At 62.6% G+C, this 17,184-nt stretch carries 17 protein-coding genes and 1 pseudogene; 10 read left to right on the plus strand and 8 right to left on the minus strand.

What is annotated here, in order from left to right; translation table 11 throughout:
• Positions 1–213 precede the first annotated feature (213 nt).
• The 3 genes from HU750_RS11970 to HU750_RS11980 are packed head-to-tail and all read left to right on the plus strand — an operon-like array spanning position 214 to position 4,030.
• The gene (locus tag HU750_RS11970) at positions 214–1,605 is read left to right on the plus strand and encodes an NAD(P)/FAD-dependent oxidoreductase (protein WP_186679777.1); all 1,392 of its coding nucleotides are present in this window, start codon (positions 214–216) and stop codon (positions 1,603–1,605) included.
• 11 nt (positions 1,606–1,616) lie between these two features.
• Positions 1,617–2,585 carry an NAD(P)-dependent oxidoreductase gene (locus tag HU750_RS11975; RefSeq protein ID WP_186679779.1) on the plus strand — a complete coding sequence of 323 codons (969 nt, stop codon included), beginning with the start codon at positions 1,617–1,619 and terminating at the stop codon, positions 2,583–2,585.
• Positions 2,582–4,030 (plus strand): aldehyde dehydrogenase family protein, encoded by a 1,449-nt coding sequence (locus tag HU750_RS11980; RefSeq protein ID WP_186679781.1) that lies wholly within the window; start codon positions 2,582–2,584, stop codon positions 4,028–4,030. Before HU750_RS11975 ends, HU750_RS11980 begins: the two co-directional genes overlap by 4 nt.
• 156 nt (positions 4,031–4,186) lie before the next feature.
• Here HU750_RS11980 and HU750_RS11985 read toward each other — a convergent pair whose 3' ends face one another.
• A complete protein-coding gene (locus tag HU750_RS11985) occupies positions 4,187–4,345 on the minus strand; it encodes a DUF2986 domain-containing protein (protein ID WP_081717545.1) in 159 nt (52 codons plus the stop codon).
• A gap of 61 nt (positions 4,346–4,406) precedes the next feature.
• The gene (locus HU750_RS11990) at positions 4,407–4,568 is read right to left on the minus strand and encodes a helix-turn-helix domain-containing protein (protein ID WP_346010844.1); all 162 of its coding nucleotides are present in this window, start codon (positions 4,566–4,568) and stop codon (positions 4,407–4,409) included.
• 9 nt (positions 4,569–4,577) lie between these two features.
• Between HU750_RS11990 and HU750_RS27420 the strand changes: the two are divergent.
• Together HU750_RS27420 and HU750_RS12000 are read left to right on the plus strand one after the other, a co-directional pair.
• Positions 4,578–4,877: pseudogene (locus tag HU750_RS27420) on the plus strand (DMT family transporter); the annotation flags it as partial.
• Between the two features lie 141 nt (positions 4,878–5,018).
• The gene (locus HU750_RS12000; RefSeq protein WP_346010845.1) at positions 5,019–6,797 is read left to right on the plus strand and encodes a phosphoethanolamine transferase CptA; all 1,779 of its coding nucleotides are present in this window, start codon (positions 5,019–5,021) and stop codon (positions 6,795–6,797) included.
• Positions 6,798–6,851: 54 nt separating this feature from the next.
• Here the strand turns inward: HU750_RS12000 and HU750_RS12005 are convergent, their stop codons facing one another.
• The gene (locus HU750_RS12005; RefSeq protein ID WP_186679783.1) at positions 6,852–8,063 is read right to left on the minus strand and encodes an MFS transporter; all 1,212 of its coding nucleotides are present in this window, start codon (positions 8,061–8,063) and stop codon (positions 6,852–6,854) included.
• 103 nt (positions 8,064–8,166) lie between these two features.
• Between HU750_RS12005 and HU750_RS12010 the strand changes: the two genes are divergently transcribed.
• Positions 8,167–8,754 (plus strand): TetR/AcrR family transcriptional regulator, encoded by a 588-nt coding sequence (locus HU750_RS12010; protein ID WP_027596221.1) that lies wholly within the window; start codon positions 8,167–8,169, stop codon positions 8,752–8,754.
• A 58-nt stretch (positions 8,755–8,812) separates the two neighbouring features.
• Positions 8,813–9,286 (plus strand): YMGG-like glycine zipper-containing protein, encoded by a 474-nt coding sequence (locus HU750_RS12015; protein ID WP_186679785.1) that lies wholly within the window; start codon positions 8,813–8,815, stop codon positions 9,284–9,286.
• A 36-nt stretch (positions 9,287–9,322) separates the two neighbouring features.
• On the opposite strand, the gene HU750_RS12020 is transcribed toward HU750_RS12015, so the two are convergent.
• Positions 9,323–10,228 carry a LysR family transcriptional regulator gene (locus tag HU750_RS12020; RefSeq protein WP_027596219.1) on the minus strand — a complete coding sequence of 302 codons (906 nt, stop codon included), beginning with the start codon at positions 10,226–10,228 and terminating at the stop codon, positions 9,323–9,325.
• Positions 10,229–10,728: 500 nt separating this feature from the next.
• On the opposite strand from HU750_RS12020, the gene HU750_RS12025 reads away from it, so the two are divergent.
• Both HU750_RS12025 and HU750_RS12030 read left to right on the plus strand, forming a co-directional pair.
• The gene (locus HU750_RS12025) at positions 10,729–11,115 is read left to right on the plus strand and encodes a VOC family protein (RefSeq protein ID WP_027596218.1); all 387 of its coding nucleotides are present in this window, start codon (positions 10,729–10,731) and stop codon (positions 11,113–11,115) included.
• Positions 11,116–11,200: 85 nt separating this feature from the next.
• Positions 11,201–11,770 (plus strand): hypothetical protein, encoded by a 570-nt coding sequence (locus HU750_RS12030; RefSeq protein WP_186679786.1) that lies wholly within the window; start codon positions 11,201–11,203, stop codon positions 11,768–11,770.
• 121 nt (positions 11,771–11,891) lie between these two features.
• Here the strand turns inward: HU750_RS12030 and HU750_RS12035 are convergent, their stop codons facing one another.
• Positions 11,892–13,583, minus strand: a complete 1,692-nt coding sequence (locus HU750_RS12035; RefSeq protein WP_186679787.1) for an MFS transporter — start codon at positions 13,581–13,583, stop codon at positions 11,892–11,894.
• A gap of 199 nt (positions 13,584–13,782) precedes the next feature.
• Here HU750_RS12035 and HU750_RS12040 point away from each other — a divergent pair, with 199 nt between their 5' ends.
• Positions 13,783–14,466 carry a helix-turn-helix domain-containing protein gene (locus HU750_RS12040; RefSeq protein WP_186679789.1) on the plus strand — a complete coding sequence of 228 codons (684 nt, stop codon included), beginning with the start codon at positions 13,783–13,785 and terminating at the stop codon, positions 14,464–14,466.
• Here HU750_RS12040 and HU750_RS12045 read toward each other — a convergent pair.
• From HU750_RS12045 to HU750_RS12055, 3 genes are all read right to left on the minus strand, one after another.
• The gene (locus tag HU750_RS12045; RefSeq protein WP_186679792.1) at positions 14,449–15,339 is read right to left on the minus strand and encodes a sterol desaturase family protein; all 891 of its coding nucleotides are present in this window, start codon (positions 15,337–15,339) and stop codon (positions 14,449–14,451) included. The genes HU750_RS12040 and HU750_RS12045 overlap by 18 nt on opposite strands.
• A 411-nt stretch (positions 15,340–15,750) precedes the next feature.
• A complete protein-coding gene (locus HU750_RS12050) occupies positions 15,751–16,170 on the minus strand; it encodes a VOC family protein (RefSeq protein ID WP_186679795.1) in 420 nt (139 codons plus the stop codon).
• A 66-nt stretch (positions 16,171–16,236) separates the two neighbouring features.
• Positions 16,237–17,163 carry an alpha/beta fold hydrolase gene (locus HU750_RS12055; protein WP_186679798.1) on the minus strand — a complete coding sequence of 309 codons (927 nt, stop codon included), beginning with the start codon at positions 17,161–17,163 and terminating at the stop codon, positions 16,237–16,239.
• Between the last annotated feature and the right edge of the window lie 21 nt (positions 17,164–17,184).

A 17,184-nucleotide genomic window follows, 5' to 3' on the forward strand; every position in this document is an offset into this window, starting at 1 on the left:
ACTCCTAAAAAAAGACCTCTCAGAACTGCTAGCTAGTAACTGCAACCCTCGAAAACAAGCCGTCAGTTTTATTCCCTCATGATGTAAGGGTTTTCAGAACGCCTCCTCCAGGCACGCGCCCACGTCCTATCAATTGTCATGACTGTAATATCGCGCCCCGGCCGCACTGAGCATCATGTGTACACAAGACAAACATGCTCAGAGGCACCCCTCATGTACCGTGGATTCTGGTATGCCCAGGCGCTGGACCTGGACAGCGACCTCGCCCCTGCCCTGCAGGACTCGATTCAAGCCGACGTGTGCATTGTCGGCGGTGGCTTCCTTGGCCTGTGGTCGGCCATCCGCCTGAAACAGGCCCACCCGGAAAAAACCATCGTCATCGTCGAACGCGACCGTTGTGGTTCAGGCGCAAGCGGACGTAACGGCGGCGTTGCCACCAACTGGTGGGGCAAGTACCTGTCGGTGCGGACCATTTGCGGCGACGTCGAGGCGCGGCGCATCTGCGAGGCCGCAGAGTCGGCCATCGACGAGATCGGCAGCTTCTGCCGGGAACACGGCATCGACGCGCAGTACCGCAAGGATGGCTGGTTGTGGACGGCCACCAACCAACGCCAGATGAATTCCTGGCGGGTGCTGACCGATGGCCTGCAAAAGCTAGACGTCAACCCGTTCCAAGAGCTTGACCGCCAGACCATTCGCGGGCGCGTCGGCTCACCGCTGGTACTGGGTGGCATCTATGACCCCAACGCCGCCACCGTGCAGCCCGCCATGCTCGCGCGGGGCCTACGCCGGGTGGCGCTGAAGCTTGGTGTGCAGATCTTCGAGAAATCGCCATTCACCCACCTGCAACGTGGCGCCAACCCGGTGGTGCACACCGCCAAGGGCCATGTGAAGGCCAAGCACGTGGTGCTGGCACTCAACGCTTGGGGCGCGCAGTTCCCGGAGTTGCGCCGGATGATCGCGATCATGTCCAGCGACATGGTGGCGACAGCACCCGTCAAGGCCAAGCTCGATGCCATCGGTTTCAGCCGCGGCGAATGCATGACCGACTCGCGCACCGTGCTCAACTACTGGCGCAACACCCCTGATGGCCGCGTAGTCTTCGGCAAGCCGCTGGGCCAGTTCGCGTATGCCGGACGCATCGGCAACCTCTACGAAAAGCCTTCCCCTGCTGCCGACAAAGTGGCTGCCGAGCTGCGCCGGCTGTACCCGCAACTTGCCGATGTACCGGTCGTCAGCAGCTGGACCGGCCCCATCGACCGGGCCATGAAGGGCTTGCCGAACTTCGGCTACCTCGATCACCACCAGAACATCAGTTACGGCATCGGCTTCTCTGGCAATGGCGTGGCCACCACCGTGTTTGCCAGCCGCATCATCAAGTCGCTGGTCGAGCATGCCAATGACGAATGGGCCAACTGCGGCCTGGTCCACCAGAAGATGAAAATGCTGCCACCAGAGCCGTTCCGCTTCTTTGGCGCGCACATGGTGCGTGACGCCCTGGTCCGCAAGGAATCCCTCGAAGACCATGATCAGGACGCCGGTTTCCTCACCCGTCGCCTGGTGGCCATGGCCCCGGCCGGCTACGTGCCGGCCCAGAAAAAATAAGGAAACGGACCGTGAGCGAACACATCGTACTGCTCGACGACGAGGGCCTGGCGCCCTCCACCCGCCTTAAGCGCCCGGCCTGCGAGCACACCTGGCAGCAGTTTGCGTACACCCACCCCGAGCAGGTGCTCGAACACCTCAAAGACGCAACCATCGCCTTTACCTGCAGCGTGCCACTGCGTGAGGAACACCTGAGCCAGTTGCCAAAACTGAAGATGATTTCGCTGGCCCTCACCGGCCGCGATATCGTCGATGTCGATTACTGCGATACCCATGGCATCGAAGTGGCCAGTGTGCCGGGCTATGCCGCCAATACCGTGGCCGAGCACAGCCTGGCGATGATTCTCGAACTGTTCCGCCGCCCGGCCGCGTTCACGCGTTTGATGCGCCAAGTGCATGCGGGCGAGAAGCCGCAGCAGAACATCTACTTCAACCACCGCATCCGTGACGTGCGCGACAAGCAACTGGCAATCATCGGCAGCGGCCCGATCGCCCTGCGCCTGGCGCACCTGGCGCGGGCTTTTGGCATGCAGGTGCTGTTCGAAGACCGGGGCGGCAAGCGCCAGGGACTGGACTGCCGACCGCTGGCCGAACTGCTGCGCAGCTGCGACGTGCTGTCGATCAACTGCCCGCTGACGCCCGACACCTACAACCTCATTGGTGCCGAACAACTGGCCCTGATGAAGCCCGACGCCCTGGTGGTCAATACCGGCCGTGGCGGCGTGGTCAACGAAGCCGCGCTGATCCAGGCGCTACGGGACGGCCGCCTGGGCGGTGTGGCGCTGGATGTGGTCGAACATGAGCCGCTGCACCCGAGCAACCCACTGTTCCAGCTGATCGAGCGTGATGATTTCTTGCTCAACCCACACATCGCCTGGAGCAGTGAAGATGCCATGCAGCAATTGATGGACAGCGCCGTGGACAACATCAGCGACTTCGTCGCCCGCCAAGCCAACGTAAAAAGGAGCCGAACCGCATGACCCTGGTCACCAAGAGCAGCTATGTCGATGGCGCCTTCGTCGCCCCAGGCGGCAACGATGTGCTGGAAAACCGCAACCCGTCCAACCCGAGCGAAGTGGTCGAGCGCTTCGCCCGCGCCGATCAGGCACTGACCGAACAGGCCCTGCTTGCTGCCCGCCGCGCCGCTCCCGCCTGGGCGCGCAGCAACCCGCAGCAACGCGCCGATGCGCTGGACTTCATCGGCAGCGAAATCCTCGCCCGCCGAGAAGAACTGGCCACACTGCTGGCCCGCGAAGAAGGCAAGGTGGTGCGTGAGGCACTGGGCGAAGTCGACCGTGCCGGCCGCTCGTTCAAGTTCTATGCCCAGGAAGCTCTGCGCGCCGAAGGCGAGAAATACCAGTCTGTACGCCAGGACGTGGGCATCGACGTGTTCACTCAGCCGCTGGGCGTGGTCGCCATCATCGCGCCGTGGAACTTCCCGATCGCCATCCCGGCCTGGAAGATTGCCCCGGCCCTGTGTTTCGGCAACTGTGTGGTGTTCAAGCCGGCCGAATTGGTGCCCTCCTCGGCCTGGGTGCTGGCCGAAATCATCTCACGGGCAGGTTTGCCCGCCGGTGTGTTTAACCTGCTGATCGGGCCGGGGCGCAGCGTCGGTGACACCCTGATCCGCTCGCCGCTGGTCGATGGCATCAGCTTCACCGGCTCCGAGCACACCGGTCGGCAGATCGCCAGGCTGGCGGCCGATGGCATGAAGAAAGTGCAATTGGAGATGGGCGGCAAAAACCCATTGATCGTGCTGGACGATGCGGACCTGGAGCAGGCCGTGGAGGTGGCATTGAACGGCTCGTTCTACAGCACCGGCCAACGCTGCACGGCTAGCTCCCGGGTGATCGTCACCGCGGGTATTCATGACGCGTTCGTGGCGCGCCTGGCCGAGCGTACCCGGGCGCTGAACGTGGGCGATGCATTGCAGCCCACCACCGACATAGGCCCCGTGGTCGATAGCCGGCAGTTGGAGCAGAACCTGTCGTACGTGGCCTCAGGCCGTGAGCAAGGCGCGAAGCTAGTGTGTGGCGGGGAGCGCATCGACAACGAGGCTGGGGCATACCTGTTCACGCCTGCACTGTTCACCGACGTGACGCCGCAGATGCGCATCTACCGCGAAGAAATCTTCGGCCCGGTACTGAGTGTGCTGAAGGTGCGTGACTACGACGAGGCGTTTGCGGCTGCCGAGGACAACGTGTTTGGTTTGTCGGCCGGGATCGTCACCACGTCGCTGCGCCATGCCGAGCATTTCAAGCGCAACAGTTCGGCGGGAATGGTCATGGTCAACCTGCCCACGGCGGGCGTGGATTACCACGTGCCATTTGGTGGCAATGGTGCATCGAGCCTGGGCTCACGAGAGCAGGGCACTCACGCACGGCAGTTCTTCACACGGGTAAAAACCACGTACCAGTTGGCCTGACCTTACGCACTGTGTAGGAGCAGCCTTGTGCTGCGAAGAGGCCGGTGACAGCAGCGAAGATTTACTGAGCTGTCACCGGCCTCTTCGCAGCACAAGGCTGCTCCTACAGGGAAATGCATAACGGCCGATGGTCGGGCCGGGTTCCATTCTGTTTTATCAGCTCGGCGATTCGACAACTGTGGTTTCGGCAGCCTCTGCCAGCTTCAACCGGTCAGCTTTGCTGATGTACTTGGGCTTGCTTTTCGGCGCCAGCTTGGCACTGGCTTTCTTGGCATGCGCCTGCATCAACTGTTTGATCTTCTTACGACGGTTCATGGTTCCACTGCGCCTGTAGGTCTGGTTACGCTGTAGGCATCATACCTTTACGCCTGAGAAATCAAACCCGCGAATATCCGCTACGAAAACTGCCCGGCGTCAGCCCCACCACCTTTTTGAATGCCCGGTTCAAATGGCTCTGGTCGAAGAACCCGCACGCGATGGCGGCATCGGCGATGCTCAGGCCTTCACGCAACAGGCGCTGGGCGTAGGCGACACGCACCTGGATTCAACGGGTACCCAGGTGTTTTTCATGACCTTCCTGGGTTTTTACCTGCTCAAGGAACGCCCCTCGGCCAACTTCCTCGTCTCGATCACCCTGGCCTTTATCGGGCTGTACCTGCTGCTGATGCCCGAAATGAGCAGTGCGCTGGGCATGAAGGGCGTCATCTATAGGGTACTGTCGGGGCTGGCCTATGCCGTCTGTGTGTACTTCCTCAAGGTCAACACCCAGTTGCCCGACGGCGGTGGCGACAAGATCGCGCAGATGCTCAACCTGAGCCTGTGGGCTGCACTGGTCTTGCTTGGCTACCCACCTGAAACGCCCCGGACGGGCATGCCTCCCGTCTCGTTGCGCTGCGCCTTGACGTTATTTTCACAACCTTCAGATTAGCGTCACGCCCTTTCCGGCCACGCGCACATTGGGTGGCTGCCAAGGTTCTACGAGGCATACGTGTCAGCTATTAAAAAAATCCCCACGCGCAAAGGCGTGGACTGGGCCGGCCTGGGCTGGCTCCTGCTGTTCTTCTGGTATTTCTCCGGCGTTACCCAGGCGCTGCTGCTGTTCAGTGGCACCACCGGCTTTGCCGGCTTTCGCGATGCGCTGTTTCTCAGCAGCCTGTGGCTGGCCCCTGTACTGCTGCTGCCGCGCTTTACCCGCGCCACCGCGGCAGTCATCGGCCTGGTGCTGTGGGCCGCCTCGCTGGTCGGGCTGAGCTACTTCGCCATCTATCGCCAGGAGTTCTCGCAAAGCGTCATCTTCGTGATGTTCGAATCCAATACCGCGGAGGCTGGCGAGTATTTCAGCCAATACTTCAGCCTCTGGCTGGGCCTGGCGCTGCTGCTGTATACCGTGGTGGCCGTGCTGCTGTACAAGCGCGTGCGCCCGGTCACGCTGCCCTTGCGCAGCCGCATTCCGGTGGTTGTCCTGCTGCTGGTGGCCAACCTGGTATACCCCTTCTACAAACAGATGGTCACCCAGGAACGCAACTTTGCCGACGCTGCCGAAAAGGTTCAGCAACGCATGGAACCTGCCGTGCCGTGGCAGTTGCTGGTCGGCTACAAGCAATACCGCCAACAGTTGAACAACATGCAGGAACTGCTGGCGCAGAACGCTGCGCTGCCGCCCTTGCAGAACCTGCGCAACAGCAGCGGTGACGCGCCGCGCACGTTGGTTCTGGTGCTTGGCGAATCGACCACCCGCGAGCACATGCACCTGTACGGCTACCCGCGCGATACCACGCCCAACCTCGATGCGCTGGCCGCCAGCGACAAGGGCCTGACGGTGTTCAGCAACGTGGTGTCGCCACGCCCCTACACCATCGAAGTGATGCAGCAGATCCTGACCTTTGGTGACGAACAGCACCCGGACCGCTTCCTCACCGACCCGTCGCTGATCAACTTGATGAAACAGGCAGGCTACAAGACCTTCTGGATCACCAACCAGCAGACCATGACCAAGCGCAACACCATGCTGACCACCTTCTCCCAGCAAACGGACGTGCCGGTCTACCTGAACAACCAGCGCAACCAGAACGCCAGCCAGTACGACGAAGTGGTGCTGGACCCGTTCGAGAAAGCCCTGCAAGACCCTGCGCCGAACAAGTTCATCATCATCCATCTGCTGGGCACGCACATGGATTACCGCTACCGCTACCCCAATGCCTTCCAGCATTTCAGCGATCGCCAGGGCGTGCCGGCCAAGCTTTCGCCCAGCGAGGTGGAAACCTACAACTTCTATGACAACGCAGTGCGCTACAACGACCACGTGGTGTCGAGCCTGATCAAGCGCTACTCGGCCACCACCCCCAACGGCTTCTTGCTGTACCTCTCCGACCACGGTGAGGATGTTTACAGCTCGGGCGATCACGACCGCCTGGGGCGCAACGAAGGCGCCCCAACCCGGCCGATGTACACCATCCCGTTCCTGCTGTGGACCTCACCGAGCTGGCAAGCGGCACACCCGCGCGACCTGCAGGCCACGGCCAACCGTGCCTACAGCAGTTCGCACCTGATTCACACGCTGTCCGATCTGGCCGGGCTCAGCTATGACCTGTACGAGCCTGCCAAAAGCATCGTCAACCCGCAGTTTGAGGTTGTGCCACGCTGGATCGGTGACCCTTACCGCAACAACGGCCTGCGCGAGTTCGATCACCTGCCACAGGACGAGGCCGAACGCGTGCAAGACACCGCCAGCAGCGCCAAGGTCCAGCCGGGCAGCAACATGAACTGATACGCGCCTGCAGCCACTTGGGGCGGCCTTGCAACGTGCCCGGTTGCAGCCTGATCACCCAAGTGGCATTCGCCTTGCGAAGGCCACTGTGCCCAGCCGTCGGTAGCTGCATAGCGCCACCAACGCGACCGCTACACCCGCGACCACCGCGACTTGGTAACCCGCCTTGGCGCCCAGCAGGTCGACCACCTGCCCTGACGCCAACGCCCCCAGCGCGACACCGACATTCAACCCCGCCAGCAGCCAAGTCATGCCCTCGGTCATCTGCTGTGCGGGCACACTGCGCTCCACCAGTGACATCGCCACGATCAGCGTCGGCGCAAAGAACAGGCCCGCCAGCAAGACGGCGGCAGCAAGCCCGAAGACGCTGTCAGCCAGCAGCAACGGCAAAGTCGTCACTGCCGTCGCCAGGCCACCGAGCAACAGCAGCCGGTGCAAGGCCGTTGGCAATTTCAAGGCCCCGAATACCAGGCCAGCAGCGCAGGAACCGACGGCATAGCACGCCAATACCACGCTGGCCGCTGCCGGCATGCCGGCCTGTTCGGCAAAGGCCACGCTGACGATGTCGACGCTGCCGACGATCACGCCCATGGCCACCATCAGCAACGCCAGCAGCCGAACATCCCAGTGCTGCAACACCGAGCCCTGGCCTTTCGATGCTCTCGCGTCTGCATCCACGGGCGGTTCGCTGCCGGTTTGAGCGACCAAGGCGAACACCCCGATCGCCAACAGCAGCGCCGCGACCAATGGCCCGGCCTGTGGCAGCACGCCCACGCAGAGCCCCACCGACACCGGTGGCCCAGCAATGAACGTGACCTCGTCGAGCACCGTCTCCAGGGAATACGCCACCTGCAACTGCGGCGTGCCCCGGTACAGCGCCGTCCAGCGCGCACGGACCATCGCCGACATGCTCGGCATGAAGCCTGCCAACGCGGCCCCGACGAACAGCCCCCAATCGGGCGCTTGCCACCAAGTACAGGCCATCAGCACCAGCAGGCCCATTACACACAAGCCTGCAGCGGCGGGCAGCACACGGCGCTGCCCGTGCCGGTCGACCAAGCGGGAAACCTGCGGCGACATCAGCGCATAGGTCAATACAAACGTCGCTGCCACGGCCCCCGCCAGGGCATAGCTACCGCGTAGCTGCGAGAGCAGGGTGATGATGCCGATGCCCGTCATCGGCAAAGGCAAACGTGCCACCAGGCCTGCCAAGGCGAACCCGGCCGTGCCTTTTGCCTGGAACAGCTGGCGGTAGGGGTTGAGCATGATCAACTCTCCGTATCGAAAAAAGCGGCTTACATACAAGCCGTATGATTAAAACCCTATTATCATACGCACTGAATGTAAAGCCGTACTTTCAGGAGCCCCAATGGTCAGACGTACCCGCGCCGACATGGAACAGACCCGAGCCACCCTGCTGGAGACTGCACGCCAGGTTTTCAGCGAACGTGGCTATGGTGAGACATCGATGGACGACCTGACGGCCCAGGCCAACCTCACCCGTGGCGCCCTTTATCATCACTTCGGCGACAAGAAGGGCCTTTTGGCCGCCGTTATCGCGCAAATCGACGCAGAAATGGACGCGCGACTGCATGCGATCTCTGACACGGCCAGCGACCCCTGGGAGGGCTTTCGCAACCGCTGCCGCGCCTACCTGGAAATGGCCCGCGAGCCGGAGATTCAGCGCATCGTGTTGCGCGATGGGCGTGCCGTATTGGGTGCCCCTACCCCGCAAGCGCAGCTGCACTGCGTCGCCTCGCTGCGCAGCATGCTGGAGCAGTTGATGGCGCAGGGCGTGGTCGCCCAGGCCAATCCACAGGCGTTGGCGTCGCTTATCTGCGGGGGCCTGGCAGAAACGGCATTCTGGATTGCCGAAGAAGAGGGCCAAGGCCAACGGCTTGAGCAGGCCCTGGACGCCATGGAACTGATGCTCAAGGGGCTGCGCAACCCCTGCTGAAAATCCGCCCAGGCGGACTATCCTGTGAGAGGGGGTTCACGCCCACAGGAGGTGTGCCATGCGTTCGCTCTCATGGAGTTACCTGCTGGTGCTGCTGTGCACAGCACCTGCCGCCCAGGCGCAGTCAGTGGTACCGCTGAAAGGCCAGAGCAGCCAGCAGATGCAACTGGACATCAATGATTGCAATACCGTCGCCACCAATGCCGCGAACAGCGCCTCGACATCCAGCGATGCCCACGTCGGTGGCCGGGTGCGCGGCGCGGCAGCCGGCGCAGCTGCAGGTGCCGTGGGTGCGCAAGTCCGCGGCAATCAGCATGAAGAGCTGTATGACCGGGCCAGTGACGATGCCAAGCAGCAATACCGGCAAAACCGCGCCGGTGAAACCGCCGCTGCCGGTGCGGCAGTGGGGGGCATGCGCCAGCGCCAGGATCGCCGCCAGGACCGGCGTACCCAGGGCGAAGCACAGAGCTCGGCCCATGCCAGCGCGTACAGCGGTTGCCTGCAAGGGCGTGGGTACCAGGTCAACCCTTGAACGTTTGATGCACCAAGGTCAGGCCGACGGCAGGCATTAGAACTTGGCCAGTTCTTCCCGGCAAAACTCGACGAACAGTTGTGCCGGTTTGGTCAACTGAACCCGCTTCAAGCGGGCTGCCGCCAGCCCCGACAGCGCCACAGGTTCGGCGATATCGACCATCGCCAAGCGCTGCCCGTCATAGGTGCATTCCGAATGTGGACGGGTCACCAACAGCGAAAAACCGAACCCCTGCCCCACCATCCCGCGCACCATCTCGATCGACGGTGAGCTGAAGACGATGTTCGGGGTCAGGCCCATTTCGTTGAACAAGCTGACGAAGTAGGTCCGGCTGGGCGCCACGTCCAGCAAAATCATCGGCTCGGGGCAGAGATCGCGCAGCGAGACTTGGCTTTGCCCGGCAAAGCGGTGCTTTTCGGGCAACAGTACATAGGGTTTTTGCGGCGGCATCAGCGGCTCGGCCTCGATGGTGCCGTCCAAGTCGTGGTCGTAGAGAAACGCCAGGTCGAAGGTGCCGGCGGTCAGGCCCTGGATCAGGTCCTGCTGCTCGCCATCGCGCAGGCGGATGTCGACGCCTGGGTAGCGTTCGCGAAAGCCGGCGATCAGGCGCGGCAGGTACAGTGGCGCCACTGTCTCGAAACAGCCGATGTCGATTTGCCCAGCCACGGTGTCGTTGTCGGCCAAGGCGTTCTGCTCGAACTCATGGGCCATCTGCAGCAGCGATTTGGTCTTGGCGTAGAAGCGCTTGCCGCTGGGCGTCAGCGACACACCTTGGGCGTGGTGGCGGATGAACAGCTGCACGCCAAAGCTTTCTTCCAGGCTCTTGATGGCCGTAGAAATCGACGGCTGGGCGATGTACAGCTGGCGCGAGGCCTCGGCGACGCTACCGGCCTCCACGGTGGTGACGAAATACTTGAGTTGTCGCAAGGTATAAGAAGCCACAGGCACCTCTCCGGCGCCGCCTGGGCGCGCTGGTATTTTGCCTGTCACTTTAACGTGGCGCCTGGCTGCCGGGGGATTGGGTGATGAAGGATTTACCTATGGCTTGAGCATGTTTTTTAGTGGGGGGCGCCATGCGCCCCCCGTTACGCGGCTCACTCAAAGGGAATGTTCGCTAACACGCACTCGTCACCGACGCGCTTGTAGCCTGGTGCACAAGGCGCGCCGACTACAGGGGCTGCACCTCGGGTACGCCACGATACGGTTTTCTGAGTTACCACTTCCTCCACGTGCTCGAGGTGATCAAGGGATGGCGATTCGTTCTTCGGTTCATCTTGCATGGTCATTTCTCCGGTTTATGTGAACTGCCCATTCAAGCTACAACCTGCTTGCGCCCATACCCACCGGGAAATGCCCCAGCCCCTGCACACTGAAATGAACCCCGGCGCTGCCCAAAAGGTCTTTAATGAAAGTGGACAAGTCCCAAAAAACGGTGTGCGCCTATGAAGATCGTTGTCACCAGTATTCTTGTCGACGACCAGGCCAAGGCCTTGGCTTTCTATCACTACGTGCTCGGTTTCATGCCCAAACATGACATCCCCCTGGGCCGGCACCGCTGGCTTACCCTCACCTCACCCCACGAGCCAAACGGCGTCGAGCTGCTGCTGGAGCCTGATGCCCACCCTGCGGCCAAAGTGTACAAGGCTGCGCTCAAGCAGGACGGCATCCCCGTCACCTCGTTCGGCGTGCGCGACATCCAGGCTGAATACACCCGTCTGTGCGCGGCCGGCGTGCAGTTCACTCAACCGCCAACCGCCGCAGGGCCAGTGACCGTGGCCGTGTTCGACGACACCTGCGGCAACCTGATCCAGATCGCACAGAAACACTAGCGGTCACCCCCGCCTGGCGGGCACGCGTGGCCCGCCCTCCGCTATAGTTGCCTTTGCTTACTTGCGCAGCCAACAAGGAAAACAAATGCGCCACGAATTCAGTGAGGTCCTCAACGACCTGATCGATTACTTCCTGGTCGGCGACATTCAGTTGCTCGAGCGTTTTAAGCAAGAGAACGATTTGGCGGACGACTTGGCCCACGCATTCACCCATGACGACAGCGGTGACAAGGCGGTGCGCGAAGGTGTGGTACTGCCCATTGCCGGCATCGATAACCTGCCCTACCGGATCATCTTCACCCTCGATGGCCACACCCCTGCCCTGCGCGAGCCGGGTAGCCGCCTGAAGCATCAGCGTTCCGGCTACGTACTGCGCGTTGAGCACCGCGCGTTGATGCTGTACACCTGGCGCATCCTGCAGCACTTCACCAACAAGGCCCTCGGTGATCTATTGGCACGCTACCAGGCGCCTGGGCGGCCGATCATCGAGCTGGACAACGGCTGGTATGACGTGGAGGTGCTCGGCGGTGCGGTGGTGCGGGACGGGTTGTACGAGCCGGCGTTCGAGTTCGTGTTGAAGAAGCGCTGGAGCCGCGGGGAAGCCACCGGGGTGGATACCGGGTACGCCTTTACCCTACAAGGGTATTTTGACTGAGGCAGGTCATGCACGCTTCGGTAGGCGCAGCCTTGTGCTGCGAAGAGGCCGGGGATAGCAGCGAAGATCTTCGTTGTTATCACCGGCCTCTTCGCAGCACAAGGCTGCTCCTACACGGGTTTCATGGCCTGACTCGGGTGTGGCTGATATCGCGGTCCTTGGTCTCCGGCATGAAGAAGATCCCCAGCACCGCCGTCATCAGCGCAATCACGATCGGGTACCACAAGCCGTAGTAGATATCCCCGGTCGCCGCCACCATGGCAAACGCCACGGTCGGCAGGAAGCCGCCGAACCAACCGTTGCCAATGTGGTACGGCAACGACATCGAGGTGTAGCGGATGCGCGCCGGGAACAGCTCGACCAGCCAGGCCGCAATCGGCCCATAGACCATGGTCACGTAGATCACCAGGATGGTCAGCAGCAACAGCACCATCGGGTAGTGAATCTTCGCCGGGTCAGCCTTCTCGGGGTAGCCCGCCTCCTTCAGCGCCCCGACGAGGGTGGCGGTAAAAGCATCGCTCTGCGTCTTGAGGTCGGCTGCGGCCAGGCTGCGGCCATCAAAGCTCGGGATAACCCGCTCGCCAATACGGATCTGCGCCACGCTGCCGGGCTCGGCCTTCTCGTTGGAATACGGGATCGCCCGCTTGGCCAGCAGGCTCTTGGCGATGTCGCAGGAGCTGGTGAATTTGGCCTTGCCCACCGGGTCGAACTGGAACGCGCACTGGCCAGGGTCAGCCACCACCACGATCGGGTTCTGCTCCTGGGCGACGAACACGTCCGGGTTGCCGTACTCGGTCAGGGCTTTGAAGATCGGGAAGTAGGTCAGCGCGGCGATGATGCAACCGGCCATGATGATCTTCTTGCGGCCGATGCGGTCCGACAGGCTGCCAAAGATGATGAAGAACGGCGTGCCGATCAGCAGCGAACCTGCGATGAGCAAGTTGGCAGTCTGCGGGTCGATCTTGAGCGTCTGCAACAGGAAGAACAGCGCATAGAACTGCCCGGTGTACCACACCACCGCCTGGCCGGCGGTGCCGCCAAGCAGCGACATGATCACCACCTTGAGGTTTTCCCAACGGGCGAACGACTCGGTCAACGGCGCCTTGGACGCCTTGCCCTCGGCCTTCATCTTCAAGAACACCGGCGACTCGTTGAGCTGCATGCGGATGTACACCGAAATAGCCAACAGCAGGATCGACAGCAAGAACGGAATGCGCCAGCCCCACGCCTCGAACGCCTCGGTGCCCATGGCCGTGCGGCAGGCCAGGATCACCAGCAGCGACAGGAACAGCCCCAGGGTCGCGGTGGTCTGGATCCAGGCGGTAAAGAAGCCACGCCGGCCCTTGGGTGCATGTTCGGCCACATAGGTCGCCGCGCCCCCGTATTCCCCGCCCAGTGCCAGGCCCTGCAGCAGGCGCAGGCTGATCAGGATGACCGGCGCCGCCACGCCAATCGAGGCATAGCTGGGCAACAGCCCGACCAGCGCGGTAGACAGGCCCATGATGACGATGGTGATCAGGAAGGTGTGCTTGCGCCCGATCAAGTCACCGAGGCGGCCGAACACAATGGCCCCGAACGGCCGCACGGCAAAGCCTGCGGCAAACGCCAAGAGGGCGAAGATGAACGAGGTGGTTTCATTGACGCCGGCAAAGAAGTGCTTGGCGATGATCGCGGCCAGTGAGCCGTACAGGTAAAAGTCGTACCATTCGAACACCGTGCCCAAGGATGATGCGAAGATGACCTTGCGCTCCTCCCGGGTGATACCGCGTTGGGGCGCGCTACTGCCCGTGGATGCGCTGTCGAGAACCGCCATCGGTTGCCTCCGTCTTGTCGTTATCGCAGGCCGGAGTACCTCACACCCATTTCACCGTCGCACCCAGGCCCTAGGGCTTGCATTGGTTGCGCGAAGCACGACGAGGCAGGCCGCCTCGAATCGCAGCAAGGTATCTGAAGCATAATCGGCTTTGCTGGGATATCCACTCGCTTGATGGCGAGCGGCCACAGGGGGATGCATGAGCGAACGGACAACAGGCTGGCAAGGCGAGATCTGGCTGGGCAGTGATCATTGCCTGCTGGTGAGTACCCTCGGCACTACCGACAGCCATGTCCACTATGCCCATCAGGTGCTGGTCGCCCTCGACGGCGAGGTCGAGGTACAGCTTGGCGATCAGTACCACAGCGGCGCGCTCGTCATGATCCCTTCGCAGCAACCGCATGCGATCATCAGCCAGGGCGTGCCTTGCCTGACGCTCTTCGCCGAGCCACTTGCCTTCGACCTGGCCGACCTTGGCCAGGCTTGCCGGCAAGCCGATAACAACCCTCAGCGCCTGGCCGAATGCCTGCGGCAATGGCCGCGCCGGGCCCTGGACCCTCGCCTGGCGAAAGCGCTGCAACGTGTGCGTGCCCTGGACGAACAGGCGCTTTCGGCACGTGAGCTGGCAAATACCGCGGCCTTATCGATCAGCCAACTGGAGCGGCTGTTCAGCGGCGCACTGAAATTGTCGGTCCGTCGACTGGTGCTGTGGCAGCGCCTGCGCGTGGCGTTGCGCCTGGCACTAAGCGGCGTCAGCCTCACAGACGCCGCACTGGCTGCGGGGTTTGCCGACTCTGCGCACTTCGCGCGTAGCGTCCGCCGCCAGTTCGGGCTCAGCCCCAGCACCGCACTGCGCCAAATGCGCTTACGACCGCTCGCCTAACGCCGTGCGCAGTGCCGCAGGCAGTACCGCCGGCGGGTGGGCGTCGCCTTCGGCCCACGGCTCACGCAATTGAGCGAGATAGGCCTGCGGGTAATCGGGGCGGTCGCCAATGCCCATGTCATCGTCCGCCAGCGCATAGCCCGGCAGGTACAGGGCCGTACCGAGCAGGCGATCCCACAGCGGGAAGAACAGCGCGAAGTTGACGTCGCCGGCGCTGCCATACTTCAAGTGGTGCAGCCGATGCACTGGCGCCCAGGCGAACACATGGCGCAGCCAGCCGATGCGCATGTCCACATTGCTGTGCTGCAGCAGCAATTGGATAGACACGCTGAAAGCCAGCAACAAAGCCACGTCCCAAGGCAGGCCGACCAACAACAACGGCAGCGTGCCCGCCAGGGCTTCAAGCAGTTGGTGCAGGGGGTGTTTCATCAAGCCATTGAAACCATACAGACGGGTGACACTGTGGTGCACCGCATGCAAACGCCAGAGCAATGGGCTGCGGTGGCTGGCGTAGTGCACCAAGGTAATCCCCAGGTCGGCCACGGCGATGGCCAGCAGCAACTGCAACGCAAGCGGCCACTGCGCAGGCCACAGGCCCGTCATCGGTAGCCAACCGGCCAGCAACGGAATGGTCGCCACACTGCCGATGTTGAGGCATTCGTTGACTAGGGCATGGCAAAGATCTCGGCTGCCCTCGCCTTGAGGTTGGTTCCAGGCTGCCTTGTACGGGAACAACCGTTCACAGGTGAAGGAGAGCCCGACAGCAGCGGCCAGCAGCAGGAGCAACCATAAGGGGCTGGCATGACTGGCGACGAGCCAGAGTGCGGCGCTGATGAAACCGAACAAAAAGACCGGGGCATAGAGGGTACGCATGAGCGACTCCAGGAAAGTTGGAGCCGCCAGTGTTTAGGCAAGTGCCGGGGGAGCGCTTGAACGAACGGCGCAGATGCGCACTGTGTACATTATTGAAGATCAGGCAAAGGGAAGCGGCTGTAATGGGGCCCACAACCTCTGAGCTGGAATTTACCGCAGAAAGCGCCCGATTTCTGCCAACACCCCATCAGCCTGTTTCCGGTGTGGCACATGCCCACAGCCCGGTATCAGCCGCAACACGCCGAGGCCCGACGTAAGCGCGACAAGGCGCTCGGGGTGAGACTGGGAGCCGAACTCGTCATTATGGTCCGCGAATGATGGGGGCACCCTGCGCCTGCAACGGCGACCACTCTTGGGCGAACAGCGTGCCTTAAGTCGTGGCGATCCAGTGCTCGTGCGTCTGCAAACCCGTCATGACGCCTCCAGCACCGGCCCTTTGAGCTCGACCTGGTTGCCATCGGGGTCGAAGCAGTACAACGACGGCCCTTCGCCTTCGGCGCCGTAGCGGTTCTCGGCAGGCTCCACCGTTACACCCGCAGCGCGCAGGTAAGCGGCCAATGCCGGCTCATCGAAGGGCTCGATACGCAGGCACAAATGATGCAGGTTACGCCCCTCTGCGCCCGGCGCGGCGCCACCCGGCTGCCCCAGCACACCGTCCAGCGTGACCAGGTCGATCATGGCAGTGCCCGTCGCCAGGTGGACCATGCCCAGGTCTTCACGCACCTTGCTGACCGTGCAGCCCAGCACGTCCACATAAAAGGCGAGGCTGCGTGGCAGGTCGCTGACCCGCAGGACGAGGTGGTCGATGTGCTTGATGGCGAACGGTCGCATGCCGGGGACTCCTTGTGGCGTGTGCGCAGGTCAGACGCCACCATAGCCCACTATTCGGCGTGCTCGCTACTCATTGACCAAGCGCTGTAACTGGCCACCTTCATGACGTGCCAGCAGCCGCAGCAACTGATCGACCAACGCCCGGTCCGGTGCCTCAAGGTGGAAATGGTGCCCGCCAGGGTGCCATGAAACCCGCGCATGGCCAGGCAAAGCCGCTTCACGCTGGGCGTACGCATTGCCGCTAAAGGCCCCTTGTCGGCCGAACAACAGGTACAGCGGGCATTGGATCTGGCTGAGCAGGTCACAGGCTTCGCGCTCGGTCAACGGCATGGGTTCGGGCAGCACCAAGCGTGGATCGTGGCGCCAGCAATAGCCGTCGCCTACCTGCAGCAGGTCACGACGGGCCAGCAACCGCGCAGCGTCCTCCGACAGCTCGCCGTCCAGGCGCTGGCGGCGCTGCTGCAAGGCCGCTTCAATCGTGTCGAAGCGGCTCGCGTCGGGTTCGCCAAAACCCTGTAGCTGGCTGCGCTGGACCATCCGTTTAAGCCGGTAGGAGCGCGCCAGATGCTGCACGCGGTCATCCTCCGCGACCGTGAACGGCGCGCCCATGCCATCGAGGAAGGTCATGCTGGAAATGCCGCTGGACAGGGCGGCAAGCAACGAGGCGATGCCGCTGCCCATACCGTGGGCCAGCACATGGAAGTGCGCCAGGCCCAGGCTGTCAACCACCGCCAGCATATCCTCGGCATGCTCCCAGAGGTAATAGCCGCTGTCGTGGCGCCGATGGCTGGAGCGGCCATGGCCGACCAAGTCCGGCGCCACCACGAAACAGCCGTCGAGCAACGGCCCGAGCCGATCGAACGAGGCGGCGTTGTCCAGCCACCCATGCAAGGCCAGCACCGGGATACCGTCTTCCGGCCCCCAAGTGCGTACCGCTATTTCAATACCGTCGAGGTCAAGCAAATGATCCTTGGGACCGCACAGCGAACGCATAGAAGCTCCCCTTGGCTGCAA

The organism is Pseudomonas sp. SWRI50, from assembly GCF_014269095.1.
GTDB lineage: Bacteria > Pseudomonadota > Gammaproteobacteria > Pseudomonadales > Pseudomonadaceae > Aquipseudomonas > Aquipseudomonas kermanshahensis.